Source organism: Actinomyces sp. SKVG-SVH-4(1) (genome assembly GCF_048514265.1).
In the GTDB taxonomy this organism is placed as follows: domain Bacteria; phylum Actinomycetota; class Actinomycetes; order Actinomycetales; family Actinomycetaceae; genus Actinomyces; species Actinomyces oris.
Window position 1 is genome coordinate 1 of sequence record NZ_JBGEVE010000003.1, and the last position, 17,090, is coordinate 17,090.

A 17,090-nucleotide genomic window follows, 5' to 3' on the forward strand; every position below is an offset into this window, starting at 1 on the left:
GTCTGACCGACGCCGCCAACGACATCCTCACCGCCCTGAGCACCCCACCCCCGGCACACTAAGCGTCATGAGTCAGGTGCCCTTGGCGTGTGAAGCACCGGCGCAGCTCGCCGCCGTCCTTGTATCCGTTGTGGTCGTTGTCGGAGGCCCAGATGTCCTTGAGCGGAGCGTTCGGCATTCCCGACGGCCTCTCGACGACACACCGGTCCTCCGCGTTCTCAAGAGGCTTGACGTCGAGGCCTGAGGCGAGGAGGTCGACGCCAGGGGTGCCTCCCATGTAGAGGATGAGCGCACTTGCGTCGCAGGAAGAGCCGGCCGGTTTTGCCAACACCTCCCGCGAGTGCCGTGAGTCGCACGGTGTCGGTGTGTTGCCGTCGTAGCAGCCCGACGATGGTGAGTCTGCCTGTGAGGACTCCTCGTCGGCTGTAACGGAGTGAGTCTCTAGAGTGGGTGAGGGAGAGGGCGGCTCGGAGGGTGAGTGATGGAAGGACGTAGGTGAGGATTGCCCTCTGAGTTTGTCGATCAGAGCGTAGGTTTCATTGGTGGCTCCAGGAAGCGTTGCCACCAATGTCAGTGTCATGAGAACAAGACTCAGCACTGCCGTAATGGGCTGCCAGTGGTTGCGCAAAATTTCTAGCCAGCCGGTGGGCTGTCTCTTCTTTTGCTTACCGGTGGTGTTGGAGGGGCGTTGCTGGATGTACTTCACAATACGTCCGTATCCCTAGTTACTCGAGCCTCATATCGAACATGACGGCAGTGAGCGACTTGGAGCCGTTGTACTTGTGTCCTTCTCGATCTAACGGAATGAGGTCGATCTTGAGTGCGTTGGTGTTAGTGACGTCTATTTCGAAGGGCTTGATCTCATTGACGGGGATATCGATGAACTGGTCACTCTTTCCGTCCCGGTACACCTCGACTCTGAGGGTGAGGTCGGAGGATTCTGAGTTATTGTCCTGTCCGGCGTTGAAGGTGAGCTTGCGGAACCGGTTCTCCAGTCGGAGTTCAGCCTCGACGCCGTCACTGTCCCTTAAACGTGCGCCAATTCCCTTCTTCTTACTAATGGTGGCCACGTTGTAGAGATCTTCTTTCAGGGAGAGCGAGGGGTTGAACAAGTCGCCTCGAGTGAGGTCGCGTCCCTGGGTGTTGGTGAGGGTTCCGTCCTCGGCCGATGAGGTGGAGGGGGTGACGCCGTCGGCGCCGTGCGTGGGTGGCGTCGACGGATCGCTCGCTGTAGGAGTGGCCGTTGTGGAGGGGGAGCTGCTCGGTGTCGGTGTCTCCGTGGGGGATGGGGAGGAGGGGGGCCTCCGGGTTGTGGGGCTGTTGGCGGCTGTGTGCTGGGTTCGGAGGTGGCCTGCTTCCCCGAGCATGCCGCCAACGTCAGAGCGGTCAGGTAGGAGAGGGTGAGAGCTGTGCGCCGACTGACCGGCCTGATCGTATATTTCATACGGACATAATATGTCCGACATGTCGAGGTTCAGAGGGTAGTGAAGTTTAATTTCTACACAAATATTTATGGAATAATCTGGCTGGATTCCTGATTGTCTTTCGCCGGCTGGAGTCGCAGGTCTTCGGCGGTGCGTTGCCGGCCTCGTGCCCGCCTCCCGGCCGGAGCTCCGGCTGCGGCTCGGCCTCAGCTGACCTCGACGATGACGGGGACGTGGTCGGAGGCGCCCTTGCCCTTGCGCTCGTCGCGGTCGATGGCGGCGTCGGTGACGCGGCCCGCCAGGGCCGGCGAGGCGTAGACGAAGTCAATGCGCATGCCCTCGTTCCTCGGGAAGCGCAGCTTCTGGTAGTCCCAGTACGTGTAGTTGGTGACCCGCTCGCGCGTGACCTCACTCATGCCCACCTCGGCGAAGGCGGCGAAGGCCTCGCGCTCCGGCTCCGAGACGTGGGTGGCGCCCTCGAAGACGCTCATGTCCCACACGTCCTCGTCTCGGGGCGCCACGTTCCAGTCGCCCACCAGCGCCAGCGGCAGGTCGGGGTCGGCCTCGAGCCAGGCGGCGACGTCGTCGCGCAGCACCCGCAGCCAGTCGAGCTTGTACGTGTAGTGCGGGTGGGTGAGCTCGCGGCCATTGGGCACATACAGGCTCCACAGGCGCACCGGCGCCGCATCCGAGGCCGCACCCACCGTCGCCCCCAGCGCCCGGGCCTCCACGACCGGCTCAGCCTCGGGCTTGGCCGCCCAGGCGGGCTGGCCCGGGAAGGAGACGGCGACGTCGTCGAGGCCCACACGTGAGGCGATCGCCACCCCGTTCCACTGGTTGAGCCCGTGGATGGCCAGCTCGTAGCCGGCGGCCTCGAAGGGCTCGACCGGGAACTGGTCGGGGCGGCACTTGATCTCCTGCATCGCCAGGGCGTCGATGTCCTCACGCTCCAGGAAGGCCAGGACGCGGTCGACGCGGGTGCGGATGGAGTTGACGTTCCAGGTGGCCAGGCGCATGGCAGCAGAGTAGCCGGTGTCTGATTCCCATTGCGCACTCACCAATCGCTCGTAGTCTGCGGCCATGGGAACAGCACTTGTCACCGGGGCCACGAGCGGTCTCGGCCTGGAGATCGCCTGGCAGCTCGCCCAGGCCCGTCATGACCTCGTCCTCGTGGCGCGCACCCCGGAGCGGCTGCGGGTGGTGGCTGAGGAGATGCGCCAGTTCGCAGGCGTCCAGGTCGAGACCCTGCAGGCCGACCTGTCCAAGCGCAACGAGCTCGAGCGCGTCGCCGAGCGCCTGCGGGACAAGAGCAGGCCCGTCGGGCTCCTGGTCAACAACGCCGGCTTCGGACTGGGGCAGCGCTTCGTCGGGGGAGACCTGTCCCGCGAGGAGGACGCCCTCGACGTCATGGTCCGAGCGGTCATGGTGGCTTCCCACGCGGCGGCCGGCGCCATGGTGGAGCGCGGTCGCGGCGCCATTCTCAACGTCTCCTCCATGACCGCGCACACCGCCATGGGTACCTATGCGGCCCACAAGGCCTGGGTGCTGCGCTTCACCGAGGGGCTGGCCGCCGAGCTCGCCGGCACCGGGGTGAGCGCCACGGCGCTGTGCCCGGGGCTGGTGCACACCGGTTTCCACGCCGCGGCCGGTATCGACGAGACCCAGTGGAAGGAGCCGCTGTGGTTGGACGCCGAGCGAGTGGCCATCGACGCTCTGGCGGCGGTGCGGCGCGGCCAGGTCATCTGCACCCCGAGCCTGCGCTACCGCAGCGCCAACGCCGTGCTGCGGCTGGCGCCCCGCTGGTTCGTGCGCCGGGTGGTTGGGCCGGAACGCTCCGGTCAGGGGCGCGACTGAGGCCGGCGGGGCTCGCCGGCGGCCCGAAGTGTCACAGATGGCGACTATTCGGGGGCGATCACCATTGCTGCCGACCTTCCCAAGGCGCTGACCAGCGCAGACGCGGCGAGGTTGGCGGATATTGGCGGATACTGCCTCCTAAAAGTCGCCAATCGTGACAGAGTCGCGGAATCGCCCAGGGCTGAGCGCCCCCGCTGGCCAGGGGCGCCGTGACCTGCAACGATCGCACCATGGCTTCTATTACCTTCCATGGAGACCCCGTTAGCACCGTCGGCGAGCTGCCCGCTGTGGGCTCGGCCGCGCCCGCCTTCGACCTCGTGGGCGCCGACCTCGCCCCGGTCACCAGCCAGTCCCTGGCCGGCCGCCGCGTGGTCCTCAACATCTTCCCCTCGGTGGACACCGGGGTGTGCGCCGCCTCCGTGCGCCAGTTCAACAAGCTGGCCTCCGAGCTGGACAACACGACCGTGGTCTGCGTCTCCGCCGACCTGCCCTTCGCCGGAGCCCGCTTCTGCGGCGCCGAGGGCCTCACCAACGTGGTCACCGCCTCGACCTTCCGCTCCACCTTCGGCGCCGACTACGGCGTCACCCTGGCCGACGGCCCGCTGGCCGGCCTGCTGTCGCGCGCTGTCGTGGTCCTCGACGAGTCCGGCAAGGTTGTCTACACCGAGCAGGTCCCCGAGGTCGGCCAGGAGCCCGACTATGACGCCGCCGTGGCCGCCCTGTCCTGACTCCTCCTTCCGCTGAACCGTAGGAGCCCGCCCCGTCCGCACCGCGCGGGCGAGGGCGGGCTCCTGTCCGCAGTGGGTGTCTACCCGGCGCGCAGCCCCCGAGTCCCACTACCATCGGAGCCGTGAGCACCAACGACTCCCACATCACCCGCCTGGCCGAGCTCGTCAACGAGCTGTCCGTCGTCCGTGGCAAGGTCACCCTCGCCTCCGGCCTCGAGTCCGACTTCTACGTGGACATGCGCCGCGCCACCCTCCATCACGAGGCCGCCCCCCTCATCGGCCACGTCATGCTCGACATGCTCGAGGAGGCGGGCCTGGGCACCGACGAGATCGACGCCGTCGGCGGCCTGACCATGGGGGCCGACCCCGTGGCCGCCGCCATGCTGCACGCCGCGGCCTCGCGCGGCCTGGACCTGGACGCCTTCGTCGTGCGCAAGGCCGCCAAGGACCACGGCATGCGCCGGCGCATCGAGGGACCCGACGTCGCCGGGCGCCGCGTGGTCGTCCTGGAGGACACCTCCACCACCGGCGGCTCGCCCCTGGAGGCCGTCGAGGCCCTGCGCGAGGCGGGTGCCGACGTGCGGGCCGTGGCCGTCATCGTGGACCGGGCCACCGGCGCGCGCGAGCGCATCGAGGCCGCCGGCCTGCCCTACTACGCGGCGCTCGGTCTGGCCGACCTCGGCCTGGAGTGAGCAACCGACGACGCCAGCAGGCGGGCGGGGCGGAGCCGGCGGCTCCCGCCGACCTGCCTGAGGGGGAGCACCTGTCCGCGGCGCCCTCAGCAGATTCTGTGGCGGGTCCGGAGGCGGACCGGCCGGCCGACGTCCGCCAGGTCGGCGTCGGCCCCTGGCCTGGCGGCCCCGAGGCCTGGCCCACCGACCTCCGCTACGACCGCGAGCTGCTCGCCGACGGCGACAGGCGCAATGTCGTCGACCGCTACCGCTACTGGACCATCGCGGCCATCCGTGCCGACCTGGCCGCCCGTGCCCACCGGCTGCACATCGCCATCGAGAACGTCAGCCAGGACCTCAACATCGGCTCCATCGTGCGCAGTGCCAACGCCTTCAACGTGGCCGGCGTCCACATCATCGGCCGACGCCGCTGGAACAAGCGCGGCGCCATGGTCACCAATCGCTACCTGGACGTGCGCCACCACCCCGAGCCCGGCGAGCTGCTCGCCTGGGCGCGGGCCGAGGGCTATGAGGTCATCGGCATCGACAACGGCCCCGGGGCCCAGCCCCTGGAGGCCGCCGACCTGCCCGAGCGCTGCCTCATGGTCTTCGGCTCCGAGGGGGAGGGCATCAGCCCCGAGCTGAGCGCCGGCTGCTCCCGGCTGCTGCGCATCGGTCAGTACGGCTCCACCCGCTCCATCAACGTGGCGGCCGCCGCGGCCGTGGCCATGCACACCTGGATCCTCCAGCACGCGGGGCCGGCGCCCGACTGACCCGGGGCCGTCGCGGCCCGCTGGGACGGCCTGCCCCGTGGGAGGTGGGGCCAAACCGCCCCTGAACAGAGGTCATGCTGCCGGACTGCTGCCTGACCGGCGCCCGACCTGGGACCATGATCCGGTTCACGTGGCCTCGAATTCGTGGAACAATCGGCCCCGCACCACTGACTCATACAGACATCAGGAGGCACCCAGTGGCCATTGCAACCCCGGAGTCCTACGCCGACATGCTTGACCGCGCGAAGGCCGGCAAGTACGCCATCCCCGCGATCAACGTCACCTCGTCCCAGACTCTGTCCGCGGCCCTCAAGGGCTTCGCCGACGCCGAGTCCGACGGCATCGTCCAGATCTCCAACGGTGGTGCCGCCTACTGGTCCGGTTCCTCGCGCCTCGACCGCGTCAAGGGCTCGATCGCCTTCACCGCCTACGCCCGCGCCGTGGGTGACCTCTACCCCGTCACCATTGGTCTGCACACCGACCACTGCCCCAAGAAGCTCCTGGCCGACTGGATCCACCCGCTCCTGGAGATCGAGGCCGAGCAGGTCAAGAACGGTGAGCTGCCGATGTTCAACTCCCACATGTGGGACGGCTCTGCCGAGGCTCTCGACGACAACATCGAGATCGCCGTCGACATGCTCAAGCGCGCCAAGGCCGCCAACGTCGTCCTCGAGATCGAGATCGGTGCCGTGGGTGGCGAGGAAGACGGCATCAAGGGTGAGGAGAACGCCAACCTCTACACCACCGCCGACGACGCCTGGAAGGCCATCGAGGCCCTCGGCCTGGGTGAGAACGGCCGCTACATCACCGCTCTGACCTTCGGTAACGTGCACGGCTCCTACAAGCCCGGCCACGTCAAGCTCCGCCCGGAGATCCTCGGCGAGATCCAGGAGGACGTGGCCAAGCGCCTCGGTGACCGCCTGTCCTCCAAGGTCGGCGACAAGAGCTCGCCCTTCGACCTGGTCATGCACGGTGGCTCCGGCTCCACCGACGAGGAGATCGCCACCGCGGTGCGCAACGGCGTCATCAAGATGAACGTCGACACCGACACCCAGTACGCCTACACCCGCCCGGTCGCCGGCTGGATGTACACCAACTACGAGGGTGTCCTCAAGATCGACGGCGAGGTCGGCAACAAGAAGCAGTACGACCCGCGCGCCTGGGGCAAGGCCGCTGAGGAGGGCATGGCCGCCCGCGTCGTCGAGGCCTGCGAGCGTCTCGGCTCCGTCGGCTCCGCCCGCAAGTGAGTCCCCACCCCGCACAGGGGTGAACGGCGACTGATCGCTGTACGTGGCCCCGGCACCCCTGTGGTGCCGGGGCCACGTCCTGCTTGCGCAGGGGGTGGTGGGAAGGTTCTCGACGACGAACTGACCGATCGTTGCATAGTTGCAGAAGGTGTGGGTGAAGGAAGCGCCTATCGGAGTAAGGAGTGGAATCTTTGGCCTGCCAAGGAAAACAGGGTGTCGCACGAAAGATCCCAAACTGAGACCCAGGCCACTGATTGCAAACCTTGCAGCAATGCGGGCCGAAATGTGCCATGATAGGTCGTCGCCGTTGAACCGACGGCTCCGCCGCCGGCGACACGGCAGTCGCGCCTTGCGGACGCCTCTGTCCGCGCCTGTCCCATGCGTCCAAAGGAGGACCCCAATGCGACTCATCTCCCGCCGCTCCATGCTCGGTGGAACCGCTGCGATCGCTGTCGCCGCGACCCTGGCGGCCTGCTCGAAGGGCTCGTCCGGATCCGATGGCGCCGGTGGCGTCTACTTCCTCAACTTCAAGCCCGAGGCGGAGCAGGGGTTCAAGGAGGTCGCGGCCGCCTACACCAAGAAGACCGGTGTGAACGTCAAGGTCGTCACCGCTGCTTCCGGCACCTACGAGCAGACCCTCAAGACGGAGATCGCGAAGTCCAACCCGCCCACGCTGTTCAACCTCAACGGCCCCGTGGGATACGGCAACTGGAAGGACTACGCCTCCGACCTGTCCGACGCCGAGTTCACCAAGCAGCTGACCGATGAGTCCCTGGCCCTCAAGGGCGACGAAGGCAAGGTCGTGGGTGTGCCGCTGGCCATCGAGGGCTACGGCATCGTCTACAACGCCGCCATCCTCAAGAAGTACTTCGCCATGGAGGGTGCCAAGGCCACTGCCGTCGATCAGATCAAGGGCTTCGACAAGCTCAAGGAGGTCGTCGAGGACATGCAGGCCAAGAAGGCCGAGCTCGGTATCGAAGGCGTCTTCGCGGCCACCTCCTTCGCCCCCGGAGAGGACTGGCGCTGGCAGACCCACCTGGCCAACTACCCGGTCTACTACGAGTACCGCGACGCCAAGGTCGACAACCTCGACGAGATCAAGCTGACCTACTCGGAGAACTACAAGCAGATCTTCGACCTCTACCTCAAGAACTCCACGGTGCCGGCCGAGCAGACCGGGGCCAAGAGCGTCAAGGACTCCATGTCGGAGTTCGCCGTCGGTAAGGCCGCCATGGTCCAGAACGGAAACTGGGCATGGTCGCAGGTCGAGAGCGAGTCGGGCAACGTCGTCAAGAAGGAGGACATCCACTTCCTGCCGATCTACATCGGCGTCTCCGGCGAGGACAAGTCCAACATCGCCGTCGGCACCGAGAACTACCTGACGGTCAACTCCGAGGCCGCCGAGGGCGACCAGAAGGCTACCAAGGACTTCCTCACCTGGCTGTTCACCGACGCCGAGGGCTCCAAGATGGCCGCCGAGAAGCTCAGCATCATCGCGCCCTACAAGGCATACGCCGAGCTGGCCCCCTCCGACCCGCTGGGCAAGGAGGTCTCCGAGGCCATCAACAACAAGGACCTCACGCCCGTCAAGTGGGTCTTCCCGACCTTCCCGAGCCAGGACTTCAAGAACCAGCTCGGCCAGCACCTGGCTCAGTACGCCACCGGCAAGGAGGACTGGGCGAAGGTCAAGGACTTCTTCGTCTCCGACTGGGCGACGGAGAAGAAGGAGGCCAAGGAGGGCTGACGCCGTCGAGTCGCGTCAGCCGGTCCAGGCCCGCCTGAGCCTGTCGACGACGGCATGACGACGACTCATCTCCCCAACCCCTCTCCTGTCGGGGCGGCACGCCCGAGCAGCTCGTTTTGCGCGATGCCGCCCCGGTGGGAACCCTCCGGTACCCGCGGCCCGGCGGGTGCCGGTCTCACCTCGAGGTAGTTATGACCAAGGCACTGAAAAAGTTCTTCCCAGTTTTTGCAGGGCCGACCCTGTTGGCCTTCATGATCGCGTTCATCGTCCCCTTCTTCATGGGGCTCTATCTCTCCTTCACCAAGTTCAGCACCCTCACCAACGTTCGGTTCGTGGGCACTGACAACTACGTCAGGGCGTTCAGTGAGAGGAGCCACTTCCTTCCCGCGCTGGGGTTCACTGCGCTCGTGTCGATCATCTCGATCATCACGGTGAACCTGGGTGCCTTCGCCCTGGCATACATCCTGACCCGCAAGCTGCGCGGTACCAACTTCTTCCGCGCGGTCTTCTTCATGCCCAACCTCATCGGCGGCATCGTCCTGGGCTTCACCTGGCAGGTGATGCTCAATGCGATTCTCCAGCGCTGGGGTCAGACGATCGTCAATGACTGGCGACTGGGACTGGCTGGCCTGGTCATGCTCGTCAACTGGCAGCTCATGGGCTACATGATGGTCATCTACATCGCCGGCCTTCAGAACGTGCCGCCCGAGCTCATCGAGGCCTCGCAGATCGACGGCGCCAGCAAGTGGCAGACGCTGCGCAACGTGACGCTGCCGATGATCATGCCCTCGATCACCATCTGTCTGTTCCTCACTCTGGCCAACACCTTCAAGATGTACGACCAGAACCTCGCCCTGACCAACGGTAATCCTGCCAAGCAGACCGAAATGGCGGCTCTCAACATCGTCAACACGATGTACGTGAAGAATCATCAGGAGGGTGTGGCCCAGGCCGAGGCCGTCATTTTCTTCCTCATTGTTGCCGCCATCGCGCTCATCCAGCTGCGCGCCACTCGTTCCAAGGAGGTCGACGCATGAGCGCTGCCGTCCAGACAAAGACATCTGAAGCTGCTCTCGAGAAGGCTGCTCGGCGCAGTACCGGCCAGAACGTCCTGTTCGGTCTGCTGATCGTCCTCGTCCTCGTGTGGGTGATCCCCCTCGTCTTTGTTCTTGTCAACTCTTTCAAGGGGAACATCTTCATCTCCAACGAGCCCTTTAGCCTGCCGACGTCGAAGAGTTCGGTCGGCCTGGGCAACTACGCCACCGGCCTGGCCCTGTCGGGCTTCGCCAGCGCCATGGGCTGGTCGCTGTTCATCACCGTGGGTTCTGTCGTCGTCATCGTGTTCCTCACGGCGATGACCGCCTACTACATCACCCGCATCAAGACGTGGTGGACCGCCATGATCTACTACGCCTTCGCCTTCTCCATGATCGCTCCCTTCCAGATGGTCATGTTCCCCACCGTCAAGGTGGCCGACATGCTCGGCCTGGCCACTCCCTGGGGCATGATCGTCCTCTACCTCGGTTTCGGTGGGGGGCTGTCGGTGTTCCTGTTCGCCGGCTTCATCAAGTCGATCCCCCTGGAGATCGAGGAGGCCGCCTACATGGACGGCTGCTCGCCGCTGCAGACCTACTTCAAGGTGGTCATGCCGCTGCTCAAGCCGACGGCGGTCACGGTGGCGATCCTCAACGCCATGTGGGTGTGGAACGACTTCCTCCTGCCCAACCTCGTCATCGGCCAGGACGAGCGCTACAAGACGATTCCGATCGTCATCCAGGCCCTGACGGGATCCAACGGAAACAAGGACCTCGGTGCCCAGATGGCCATGCTCGTCTTCGCCATCGTCCCGATCGTCGCCTTCTACCTCTTCGGCCAGAAGCACATCATCGAGGGTGTGGCCGCAGGAGCGGTCAAGGGCTGATACCCCCTCACGAGTCCTGATACGGGCGGTTCTCAAGGCCCCACTGCCGGCCTTGAGAACCGCCCGTATCATGTCCACCTGTTACTGCTCGAGTCCCCACGAAGGAGCCCCTGTGGCGCTGTTCCCCGGCCCTGACAGCCCGGCCTACCGGGCCTGGTCCGCAGCGGCGGATGTCGTCATCCTCAACGTCCTCACCCTGGCGGGCTGCCTGCCGGTGGTGACGGCGGGCGCCTCCCTGACGGCCTGCGCCCGGGTGGCCGGTGAGATGGTGGCCGACGACGATCCGGCGGTCATGAGCACCTGGTGGCGCTCCTTCCGTCTCAACCTGCGCCAGTCCCTGGCCTGGTGGCTGCCAGTACTCGTCCTGGTGGCCCTGAGTACCTGGGAGTACTTGCTCCTGTCCGACTCCTCCCTGGGGGAGCACAACGGCGGAGTGAGCGGTTCACTGTCCGGGCTGGTGCTGGCCGGGGAAGTGCTCCTGGCCGCGATCCTCGTCTGGCTGCTGCCGCTGGCCGCCTTCTTCGACGCCCCGGTCCACCGCCACCTGTCCAATGCGCTTCGTCTCGCGGTGGGGCGTCTTGGAGTCACCGTGCTCGCTCTGGTGATCGTGGCGGCGCCTGCGATCGTCTTCTGGGGGCTGGCGGCCTCGCGGGCCGCGGTCACCTGGTTCATGGTTCTTCTCGGGCCGGCTTTCCAGACCTACCTCATCGCTCTTCTGCAGCGCTCCACCATGGTGGCGCTCCGCGGTGCTTCGACGTCGGAGCCCTGAAGGGTGCGAACACGTTGTCGGTGAGTGCAACGTCCCCACTGTGCGTCATGGCCCCGGAATCGACTGATTCCGGGGCCACGCGCCTTGAGGAGCTCGTTAGTACCACGCGCCGGGCTGGTTGTTGAACGGCTGCTGGTAGGGCTGGGCCTGCTGGTAGGGCTGGGTGGCGGGTTCCCCGTAGCCCGGCTGGTAGGGCTGCTGAACCGGCTGGTAGGGCTGCGGTGCCGGCTGACCCTGCTGGTAGGGCTGAGCAGCGGGGTCGGTGTAACCGGGCTGGTAGGGCTGCGGCGTCGGCTGTCCCTGCTGGTAGGGCTGAGCAGCGGGGTCGGTGTAACCGGGCTGGTAGGGCTGCGGCGTCGGCTGTCCCTGCTGATAGGGCTGCGCGGCTGGGTCGGTGTAGCCCGGCTGGTAGGGCTGCTGAACCGGTTGACCCGGCTGACCGAAGAGTGCTTGGTTGGGGTCGTAGCCCTGTGCAGGAGCCGCGTAAGGATTGAACTGGGGCTGGTTCTTCTTCCGCTGGTTCATGACGACCGCAGCCGCGACGCCGCTCACGATGGCCACCGCGATCACGCCGACAACCACCCACACCCAGACCGGAGTGGAGCCGCTGTCCTCCTCCTCTTCCGTGGAGGCCTGCTTGCTGCTGGCCGCTGCCTTCTTGGGGGCCTTGTCCTTCCCCTTGACCTTGTGCGAATCCAGGTTGTCGAAGGTGACCTTGTTGCCCTCGACCTTGCCCCCGTCGGCCTCTGTGACCTTACCGGGGAAAGTAACGCTCTGGGAGTACTTCACCCCATCGGACGGGGGTGAGCTGGATGTATCAGACGAGCCTCCGGTCGTGACGATGTACTCGTCGCCCTTGTGCTTGATCTGGCCATCGCTGTTATCGATGCTGTCGTTGCCCTCGATGGTGCAGGTCCGGGTGTCCCCGTTCTCCTTGAACGTGGCTTTCGCATTGCCGCCGTTGAATAAGTTTCCCTTGCAGTCACTCTCAGTCAGAGCGCCCAAACCGGTGTGGTCGGTCATGACTGCCTTCAACGTGTAGGTGTCATCCTCGTCGAGGACGATGTCAATGGTGGCTTCGAACAGGAGTGACGAGTCTGGGGCTGTTGGGAGACCATGCGCAGGCGCACCGGCCAAGGTCAAGGCGGCGGATACGGTCAGAACGAAGAGGCTCGCCAGCACGGAGCGCGGCGCGGAGATAGGGCGGGCGAAGACATGAGGCATGTCCACACCGTATCGCCTCCTGTATCTGTTGGTGGGGGACACCGGTGGGGATCTCTCCACCCGGCTCCGGTAGGCTAGAGGACGGTGTGTCCACCGGCACGCCGTCACTGAAGTCAGGGAGCAGCCATGCCAGCCGTTGTCGTCGTCGGGACCCAGTGGGGAGACGAGGGAAAGGGCAAGGCGACTGACCAGCTCGGTCAGGACGTCGACTACGTCGTGAAGTTCAACGGCGGCAACAACGCCGGACACACCGTCGTCATCGACGGCGAGAAGTTCGCCTTCCACCTCCTGCCGGCCGGTGTGCTCACTCCCGGGGTCACCCCCATCATCGGTAACGGCGTCGTCGTCGACCTGGAGGTCCTCTTCAACGAGATCGCTGAGATCACCTCCCGTGGCAAGGACGCCTCCAGCCTCCTCATCAGCGCCAACGCCCACATCATCCCCTCCTACAACCGGGTTCTGGACCGCACCACCGAGCGTTTCCTGGGCGCGCGTCAGCTGGGCACCACCGGCCGTGGGATCGGACCAACGTATGCGGACAAGATGAACCGCGTGGGCATCCGCGTCCAGGACCTCTTCGACGAGTCGATCCTGCGTCAGAAGGTGCACTCCGCCCTGGACCAGAAGAACAGCCTCTTCCTCAAGGTCTTCAACCGGGCCGCCATCGATGCCGACGCCGTTGCCGACGAGCTGCTGTCCTACGCGGATCGGGTCCGGCCCATGGTCGTCGACTGCTCCCTGGTGCTCAACCACGCCCTCGATCAGGGCAAGACCGTCCTGTTCGAGGCCGGCCAGGCCACGATGCTCGACATCGACCACGGCACCTACCCCTTCGTCACCTCCTCCAACCCCACTGCCGGCGGCGCCTGCACGGGTACCGGTGTGGGACCCACCCGGATCGACTCGGTCGTCGGTGTCGTCAAGGCCTACACGACCCGCGTGGGGGAGGGGCCCTTCCCCACTGAGCTGCTTGACGACATGGGGGAGCGTCTTCGCACCGAGGGCGGTGAGTACGGGGTCACCACCGGCAGGCCGCGGCGCTGCGGCTGGCACGACGCCGTCGTCACCCGCTACGCGGCACGCGTCAACGGGCTGACCGACCTGGTGATGACCAAGCTCGACGTCCTCACCGGGCACGAGACCATCCCCGTGTGCGTCGCCTACGACATCGACGGCACCGTCACCCAGGAGATGCCGCTGACCCAGTCCGGCTTCCACCACGCCGTCCCCGTCTACGAGGAGCTGCCCGGCTGGAGCGAGGACATCAGCGAGGTCCGCAACTTCGCCGACCTGCCTCAGGCGGCCCAGGACTACGTGCTGCGCATTGAGGAGCTGGCCCGCTGCCGTATCTCCGCCATCGGTGTCGGGCCGGGTCGCGAGGCCACGATCTCTCGTCACTCGCTCATCGGGTGACGTGAGGGCGCGGCGTCAGCGATAGCGGCTGCTCGACGGCGCCGCGCTCAGGAAGCGGAATAGAGAGCTTCCGGGAGCGTGCCCACCGTGGGCCGGCCGTGGTGCTGCCCGCATGATGACCATTGTGATGCGTGCTGGGGCAGCCCAGGAGCGATGTCCCTTTCCAGGTCCGATCGATCGTTCTCCGATGTCTTCGTCGTGGCCTGCGTCGATCCGGACCTGCTGTCAGGGAGTCATCATGCGAGCGGATTGACGCCCACCCGAGTTTGAGCCTCAGTAGCCTCCGTAGCCGTTGTGGTTCGGTGGAAAGTGCGGAGCGGGGGCCGGTCCCTGAGACTGCGGCAGCTGATACTGCTGAGGGGCAGGTGAGTAGCCTGGTTGGGCGGGAGGTGGGCCTGCCTGTGCTTGAGAGGGGAAGGCGGCCGGATGGGAGGCGGGCATAAGAGTGCTTGCCTGAAGCGACTGCTGCCCCAGCGCATCCAGGTACTTCTTCTCCCGGTTCTTCTTGAGCGTGTTGCTGACGATAGCGACAACTCCTCCGACCACAGCAATCACGATGAGTGTGACGACGATAGCTCCCTTTCCGCCCGATGACTGCGACGAGGACGTAGAACCGGGGGTGGCCGTTGAACTGGATGAGGGTGCGGAGCTGGATGCGGGCGTCGAACTGGGCGAGGGTGTCGAACTGGGCTGAGACGCCGCCTGGGCGGTGTCCTTGCCGCGGGCCTTCTGATTGTAGAAGCTGCTGAAGGAGACCTTGTTCTGTTGATCTCCCTCGACCTTGCCCCCTCCGGATTCCGTCACCTCACCGGGGAAGACGACTGTGAGGGAGAATGTGTCGGCGCTGCCGTCCTTGGGTGCGGAGTCATCATGGGTGTCGACGACGTACTCGTCTCCGTCATGAGTCACGTAGTTGTTCCTGGATACGGGGGTGGTGTACGTGGCCTTGCAGGTCGGAGTCCCGTTGTCGTTGGTGAACGTAATGTCGGGTGGGGTGGCGGCCTGTGAGAACGTCTCTTGGACGCAGTCCTCCTTCAGGCTCTTTTCTCTGGAAGCCGGTGACGTGATCGTGATGGTGGTCGTCAGCTCTTCATCGGACTTGATGGCAAGCTCGAAGTTGATTTTCTCCTGGCGCGTGAGCTGTGCAGGTAGCGCGGCGCTGGTGGGGCTTGCCGCCACCGCCAGGAAGAGCGAGGCGGCCAGACAGAGCATCCCGACGAGACTCGTCGCAGGGTTGTGTCTCAGGGCGAGATAACGCATGTACAGCCTTCGAATGGTGCGGGTCGGGTTGACTGCATGGCGGTGCGGAGGGCGTCGCCACTCGGTGCGACGAGCTCCGCACCGCCGTCGGAGCTCAGCCCCAGCTGGAGGGCGGAGGTGCTGACGGGTAGCCGGGGGGAGGCGGTACGGCCCCCGGAGGCATCGTGCCGTCCGGTCCGGGCTGGTTGTCACCTTGGGCGACGAAGCCGGAGGGGGACGGAGGCATGGCGCCGGGAGCCTGCATCTGGCCAGGAGTTTGCATCTGGCCAGGAGCGTAGGGCTGCTGCTGCGGTGCGTATCCCGGGGCGCTGACCGCGTAGGCCTGCTGCTGCGCCGTCTTCTTGTGCTTGAGGAACCAGAAGAGGCCGCCGCCGATCGCTCCGACCACCACAACCCCCACGATCACCCATACCCAGGGGAAGGCGGGAGTGTCCTTGCCGCTGACGCGGTACCTTCCCGGCTCGGTGAAGGTCACCGTGTTCCCGCTGACCTTGCCGCCGTCGGCATCCGTGACCTGGCCCGGGAACGTGACGGAGAGCGTGTACTCACTGTCGAGTCCGGAAGACGAGGAGGGAAGGTTGCCCTTCTTGGTGTCGAGGACGTACTCGTCGTCCTTGTGCTCGATGAAGCCATCGACCTCGGAGATGTCGATCGACTTGCCTGAGAGTGTGCAGGTGGGGAAGCCGTCGCGCTCGGAGTAGGAGGCCTTCAGGTCTTTGAACGGCCCTCCGCCGTCAGAAGAGTTGCAGCCGTCCTTCAAGTTCCGCCTGGCGGACGAGGACTTACTCTTGACTTGCCCGACGACGGTCATGTTGTAGGTGTCATCCTGGTTGATGACGATCCGCACGGAAATCGAGGGGTCGGAATCGTCACTCGCGGCGGAGGTGACCGCGTAACTTGGAGGGATCAGGAGTGTCAGAGACAAGAGAAACGCCAGAAAGACGGGCGTTCTCAAGGAGCGGTGTTTGGGGACGGTCACGGCCATAGTTCTCACCCTAGTTGGTCGGTGTTGATGGGATCTCCGCATGGGGAGTGATGGCGCGGAGAAAGATGTTGTGGCCCCGGGATCGTCAGATCTGAGGGCCACAACAACGGGAGGGGTCAATGGGGTCAGTAGGAGCCTTGTCCAGGAGCGCCGTAGCCGGTCTGCTGGCCGGGCTGGGCCTGGGGGGCGCCGTAGCCGGTCTGCTGGCCGGGTTGGGCCTGGGGGGCGCCGTAGCCCGCCTGCTGGTCGGGAGCGCCATAGCCGGGCTGGGCCTGGGGAGCGCCGTAGCCCGCCTGCTGGCCGGGCTGAGCCGGGAAGGCCTGGTTCGGGTCATAGCCCTGGACGGGCGTTCCGTAAGGAGCCTGGGGCTTGTTCTTCTTGCTGCGGATGACGAGGAAGGCGGCCAGTCCGCCGATCAGTGCCAGGGCACCGACTCCGACGATGATCCAGACCCACATGGGGATGGAGCCGTCTCCGCCCTTCACGGTGTGGGACTTGATGTCGGTAAAGGTGACCTTGTTGCCATCGACCTTGCCGCCGTCGGCCTCTGTGACCTTTCCTGGGAAGGTGATGGACTGGGTGACGTCGAGCTGGTCCATGTCACCGATTGCCTCGTCGGTGCCGATCTTGACGACGTACTCGCTGCCCTGATGCTTAATTGTGCCGTCGCTGTCCTTGATGGAAGCGGAGCCTTCAATCGTGCAGATAGTCGAGTCGCCATCCTCCTTGAACGTGGCCTTGGCGTTCTTGGAGTTCTTGCCGAACTGCGTCTGCGAGAAATCGTCGACTTTACAGTTGTCTTCGCTGAAGATGCCGAAACCGCTGTTGTCGGTCATCACCGCTTTCACGGAGTAGGTGTCGTCGGACTTGATGACGATGTCTGAGGTGATCTTCAGACCGGGGTTTGAGGAGTCGTCGTCCATGGGGGCGGCGTGTCCCGGGGTGCCGAGCAGCGCGAGGGGTGCGGACAGAGCGAGCACCGCAAGAGCCGTCAAGACGGACAGGGGCCTAGGGATGCGATGGGCGATGGCAGGTGTCATGCCCACACAGTAGCGGGTCAGATGCCAGGTTGTAACC

17 protein-coding genes are annotated in these 17,090 nt (G+C 65.5%); 10 read left to right on the top strand and 7 right to left on the bottom strand.

Going from position 1 to position 17,090, the window contains the following annotated elements; genetic code table 11:
- Positions 1–58 precede the first annotated feature (58 nt).
- From AB7V09_RS03370 to AB7V09_RS03380, 3 genes are all read right to left on the bottom strand, one after another.
- Positions 59–277, bottom strand: coding sequence for a hypothetical protein (locus AB7V09_RS03370; protein WP_419142930.1), 219 nt, complete (start codon positions 275–277; stop codon positions 59–61).
- Between the two features lie 448 nt (positions 278–725).
- The gene (locus AB7V09_RS03375; protein ID WP_419142931.1) at positions 726–1,367 is read right to left on the bottom strand and encodes a hypothetical protein; all 642 of its coding nucleotides are present in this window, start codon (positions 1,365–1,367) and stop codon (positions 726–728) included.
- Positions 1,368–1,630: 263 nt separating this feature from the next.
- Complete coding sequence (locus AB7V09_RS03380) at positions 1,631–2,440, bottom strand: exodeoxyribonuclease III (RefSeq protein WP_308680422.1); 810 nt, start codon at positions 2,438–2,440, stop codon at positions 1,631–1,633.
- A gap of 64 nt (positions 2,441–2,504) precedes the next feature.
- Here AB7V09_RS03380 and AB7V09_RS03385 point away from each other — a divergent pair, with 64 nt between their 5' ends.
- The 9 genes from AB7V09_RS03385 (at position 2,505) to AB7V09_RS03425 (ending at position 11,131) form a co-directional block, all read left to right on the top strand.
- Positions 2,505–3,278, top strand: coding sequence for an SDR family NAD(P)-dependent oxidoreductase (locus AB7V09_RS03385; protein WP_419142932.1), 774 nt, complete (start codon positions 2,505–2,507; stop codon positions 3,276–3,278).
- Between the two features lie 230 nt (positions 3,279–3,508).
- Positions 3,509–4,006, top strand: a complete 498-nt coding sequence (gene tpx / locus AB7V09_RS03390; protein WP_075414056.1) for a thiol peroxidase — start codon at positions 3,509–3,511, stop codon at positions 4,004–4,006.
- Between the two features lie 122 nt (positions 4,007–4,128).
- Positions 4,129–4,698: an orotate phosphoribosyltransferase gene (pyrE, locus tag AB7V09_RS03395; protein ID WP_070510411.1), complete on the top strand. Its 570-nt coding sequence runs from the start codon at positions 4,129–4,131 to the stop codon at positions 4,696–4,698.
- Positions 4,695–5,450 carry a TrmH family RNA methyltransferase gene (locus AB7V09_RS03400; protein ID WP_009406074.1) on the top strand — a complete coding sequence of 252 codons (756 nt, stop codon included), beginning with the start codon at positions 4,695–4,697 and terminating at the stop codon, positions 5,448–5,450. The genes pyrE and AB7V09_RS03400 overlap by 4 nt, the downstream gene beginning before the upstream one ends.
- Positions 5,451–5,647: 197 nt before the next feature.
- Positions 5,648–6,697, top strand: coding sequence for a class II fructose-bisphosphate aldolase (fbaA, locus tag AB7V09_RS03405; protein WP_009747394.1), 1,050 nt, complete (start codon positions 5,648–5,650; stop codon positions 6,695–6,697).
- A 400-nt stretch (positions 6,698–7,097) separates the two neighbouring features.
- Positions 7,098–8,441 carry an ABC transporter substrate-binding protein gene (locus tag AB7V09_RS03410; RefSeq protein ID WP_009405466.1) on the top strand — a complete coding sequence of 448 codons (1,344 nt, stop codon included), beginning with the start codon at positions 7,098–7,100 and terminating at the stop codon, positions 8,439–8,441.
- A 191-nt stretch (positions 8,442–8,632) separates the two neighbouring features.
- Entirely contained in the window at positions 8,633–9,478 is an 846-nt protein-coding gene (locus AB7V09_RS03415; protein WP_009406368.1) for a carbohydrate ABC transporter permease, read from the top strand.
- On the top strand, positions 9,475–10,362 hold the full coding sequence (locus AB7V09_RS03420) for a carbohydrate ABC transporter permease (RefSeq protein WP_009406407.1): 888 nt from the start codon (positions 9,475–9,477) through the stop codon (positions 10,360–10,362). The genes AB7V09_RS03415 and AB7V09_RS03420 overlap by 4 nt, the downstream gene beginning before the upstream one ends.
- A gap of 112 nt (positions 10,363–10,474) precedes the next feature.
- Positions 10,475–11,131, top strand: coding sequence for a DUF624 domain-containing protein (locus AB7V09_RS03425; RefSeq protein WP_009405679.1), 657 nt, complete (start codon positions 10,475–10,477; stop codon positions 11,129–11,131).
- A gap of 96 nt (positions 11,132–11,227) precedes the next feature.
- Here the strand turns inward: AB7V09_RS03425 and AB7V09_RS03430 are convergent, their stop codons facing one another.
- Positions 11,228–12,355, bottom strand: a complete 1,128-nt coding sequence (locus AB7V09_RS03430; protein ID WP_419142933.1) for an LppM family (lipo)protein — start codon at positions 12,353–12,355, stop codon at positions 11,228–11,230.
- Positions 12,356–12,481: 126 nt separating this feature from the next.
- Here AB7V09_RS03430 and AB7V09_RS03435 point away from each other — a divergent pair, with 126 nt between their 5' ends.
- Positions 12,482–13,768 carry an adenylosuccinate synthase gene (locus AB7V09_RS03435; protein WP_075375638.1) on the top strand — a complete coding sequence of 429 codons (1,287 nt, stop codon included), beginning with the start codon at positions 12,482–12,484 and terminating at the stop codon, positions 13,766–13,768.
- Positions 13,769–14,041: 273 nt separating this feature from the next.
- Here AB7V09_RS03435 and AB7V09_RS03440 read toward each other — a convergent pair whose 3' ends face one another.
- From AB7V09_RS03440 to AB7V09_RS03450, 3 genes are all read right to left on the bottom strand, one after another.
- The gene (locus tag AB7V09_RS03440) at positions 14,042–15,028 is read right to left on the bottom strand and encodes a hypothetical protein (protein WP_314920081.1); all 987 of its coding nucleotides are present in this window, start codon (positions 15,026–15,028) and stop codon (positions 14,042–14,044) included.
- A gap of 94 nt (positions 15,029–15,122) precedes the next feature.
- On the bottom strand, positions 15,123–15,875 hold the full coding sequence (locus AB7V09_RS03445) for an LppM family (lipo)protein (protein ID WP_081385262.1): 753 nt from the start codon (positions 15,873–15,875) through the stop codon (positions 15,123–15,125).
- 263 nt (positions 15,876–16,138) lie between these two features.
- Positions 16,139–17,053 (bottom strand): LppM family (lipo)protein, encoded by a 915-nt coding sequence (locus tag AB7V09_RS03450; protein WP_314920083.1) that lies wholly within the window; start codon positions 17,051–17,053, stop codon positions 16,139–16,141.
- Positions 17,054–17,090 lie beyond the last annotated feature (37 nt).

What these genes read in the sequence shown, in the direction of transcription:
- AB7V09_RS03370 (WP_419142930.1), bottom strand. Translation starts at nt 277, where the DNA reads ATGGGAGGCACCCCTGGCGTCGACCTCCTCGCCTCAGGCCTCGACGTC.
- AB7V09_RS03375 (WP_419142931.1), bottom strand. Translation starts at nt 1,367, where the DNA reads ATGCTCGGGGAAGCAGGCCACCTCCGAACCCAGCACACAGCCGCCAAC.
- AB7V09_RS03380 (WP_308680422.1), bottom strand. Translation starts at nt 2,440, where the DNA reads ATGCGCCTGGCCACCTGGAACGTCAACTCCATCCGCACCCGCGTCGAC.
- AB7V09_RS03385 (WP_419142932.1), top strand. Translation starts at nt 2,505, where the DNA reads ATGGGAACAGCACTTGTCACCGGGGCCACGAGCGGTCTCGGCCTGGAG.
- tpx (WP_075414056.1), top strand. Translation starts at nt 3,509, where the DNA reads ATGGCTTCTATTACCTTCCATGGAGACCCCGTTAGCACCGTCGGCGAG.
- AB7V09_RS03410 (WP_009405466.1), top strand. Translation starts at nt 7,098, where the DNA reads ATGCGACTCATCTCCCGCCGCTCCATGCTCGGTGGAACCGCTGCGATC.
- AB7V09_RS03415 (WP_009406368.1), top strand. Translation starts at nt 8,633, where the DNA reads ATGACCAAGGCACTGAAAAAGTTCTTCCCAGTTTTTGCAGGGCCGACC.
- AB7V09_RS03420 (WP_009406407.1), top strand. Translation starts at nt 9,475, where the DNA reads ATGAGCGCTGCCGTCCAGACAAAGACATCTGAAGCTGCTCTCGAGAAG.
- AB7V09_RS03430 (WP_419142933.1), bottom strand. Translation starts at nt 12,355, where the DNA reads ATGCCTCATGTCTTCGCCCGCCCTATCTCCGCGCCGCGCTCCGTGCTG.
- AB7V09_RS03435 (WP_075375638.1), top strand. Translation starts at nt 12,482, where the DNA reads ATGCCAGCCGTTGTCGTCGTCGGGACCCAGTGGGGAGACGAGGGAAAG.
- AB7V09_RS03440 (WP_314920081.1), bottom strand. Translation starts at nt 15,028, where the DNA reads ATGCGTTATCTCGCCCTGAGACACAACCCTGCGACGAGTCTCGTCGGG.
- AB7V09_RS03450 (WP_314920083.1), bottom strand. Translation starts at nt 17,053, where the DNA reads ATGACACCTGCCATCGCCCATCGCATCCCTAGGCCCCTGTCCGTCTTG.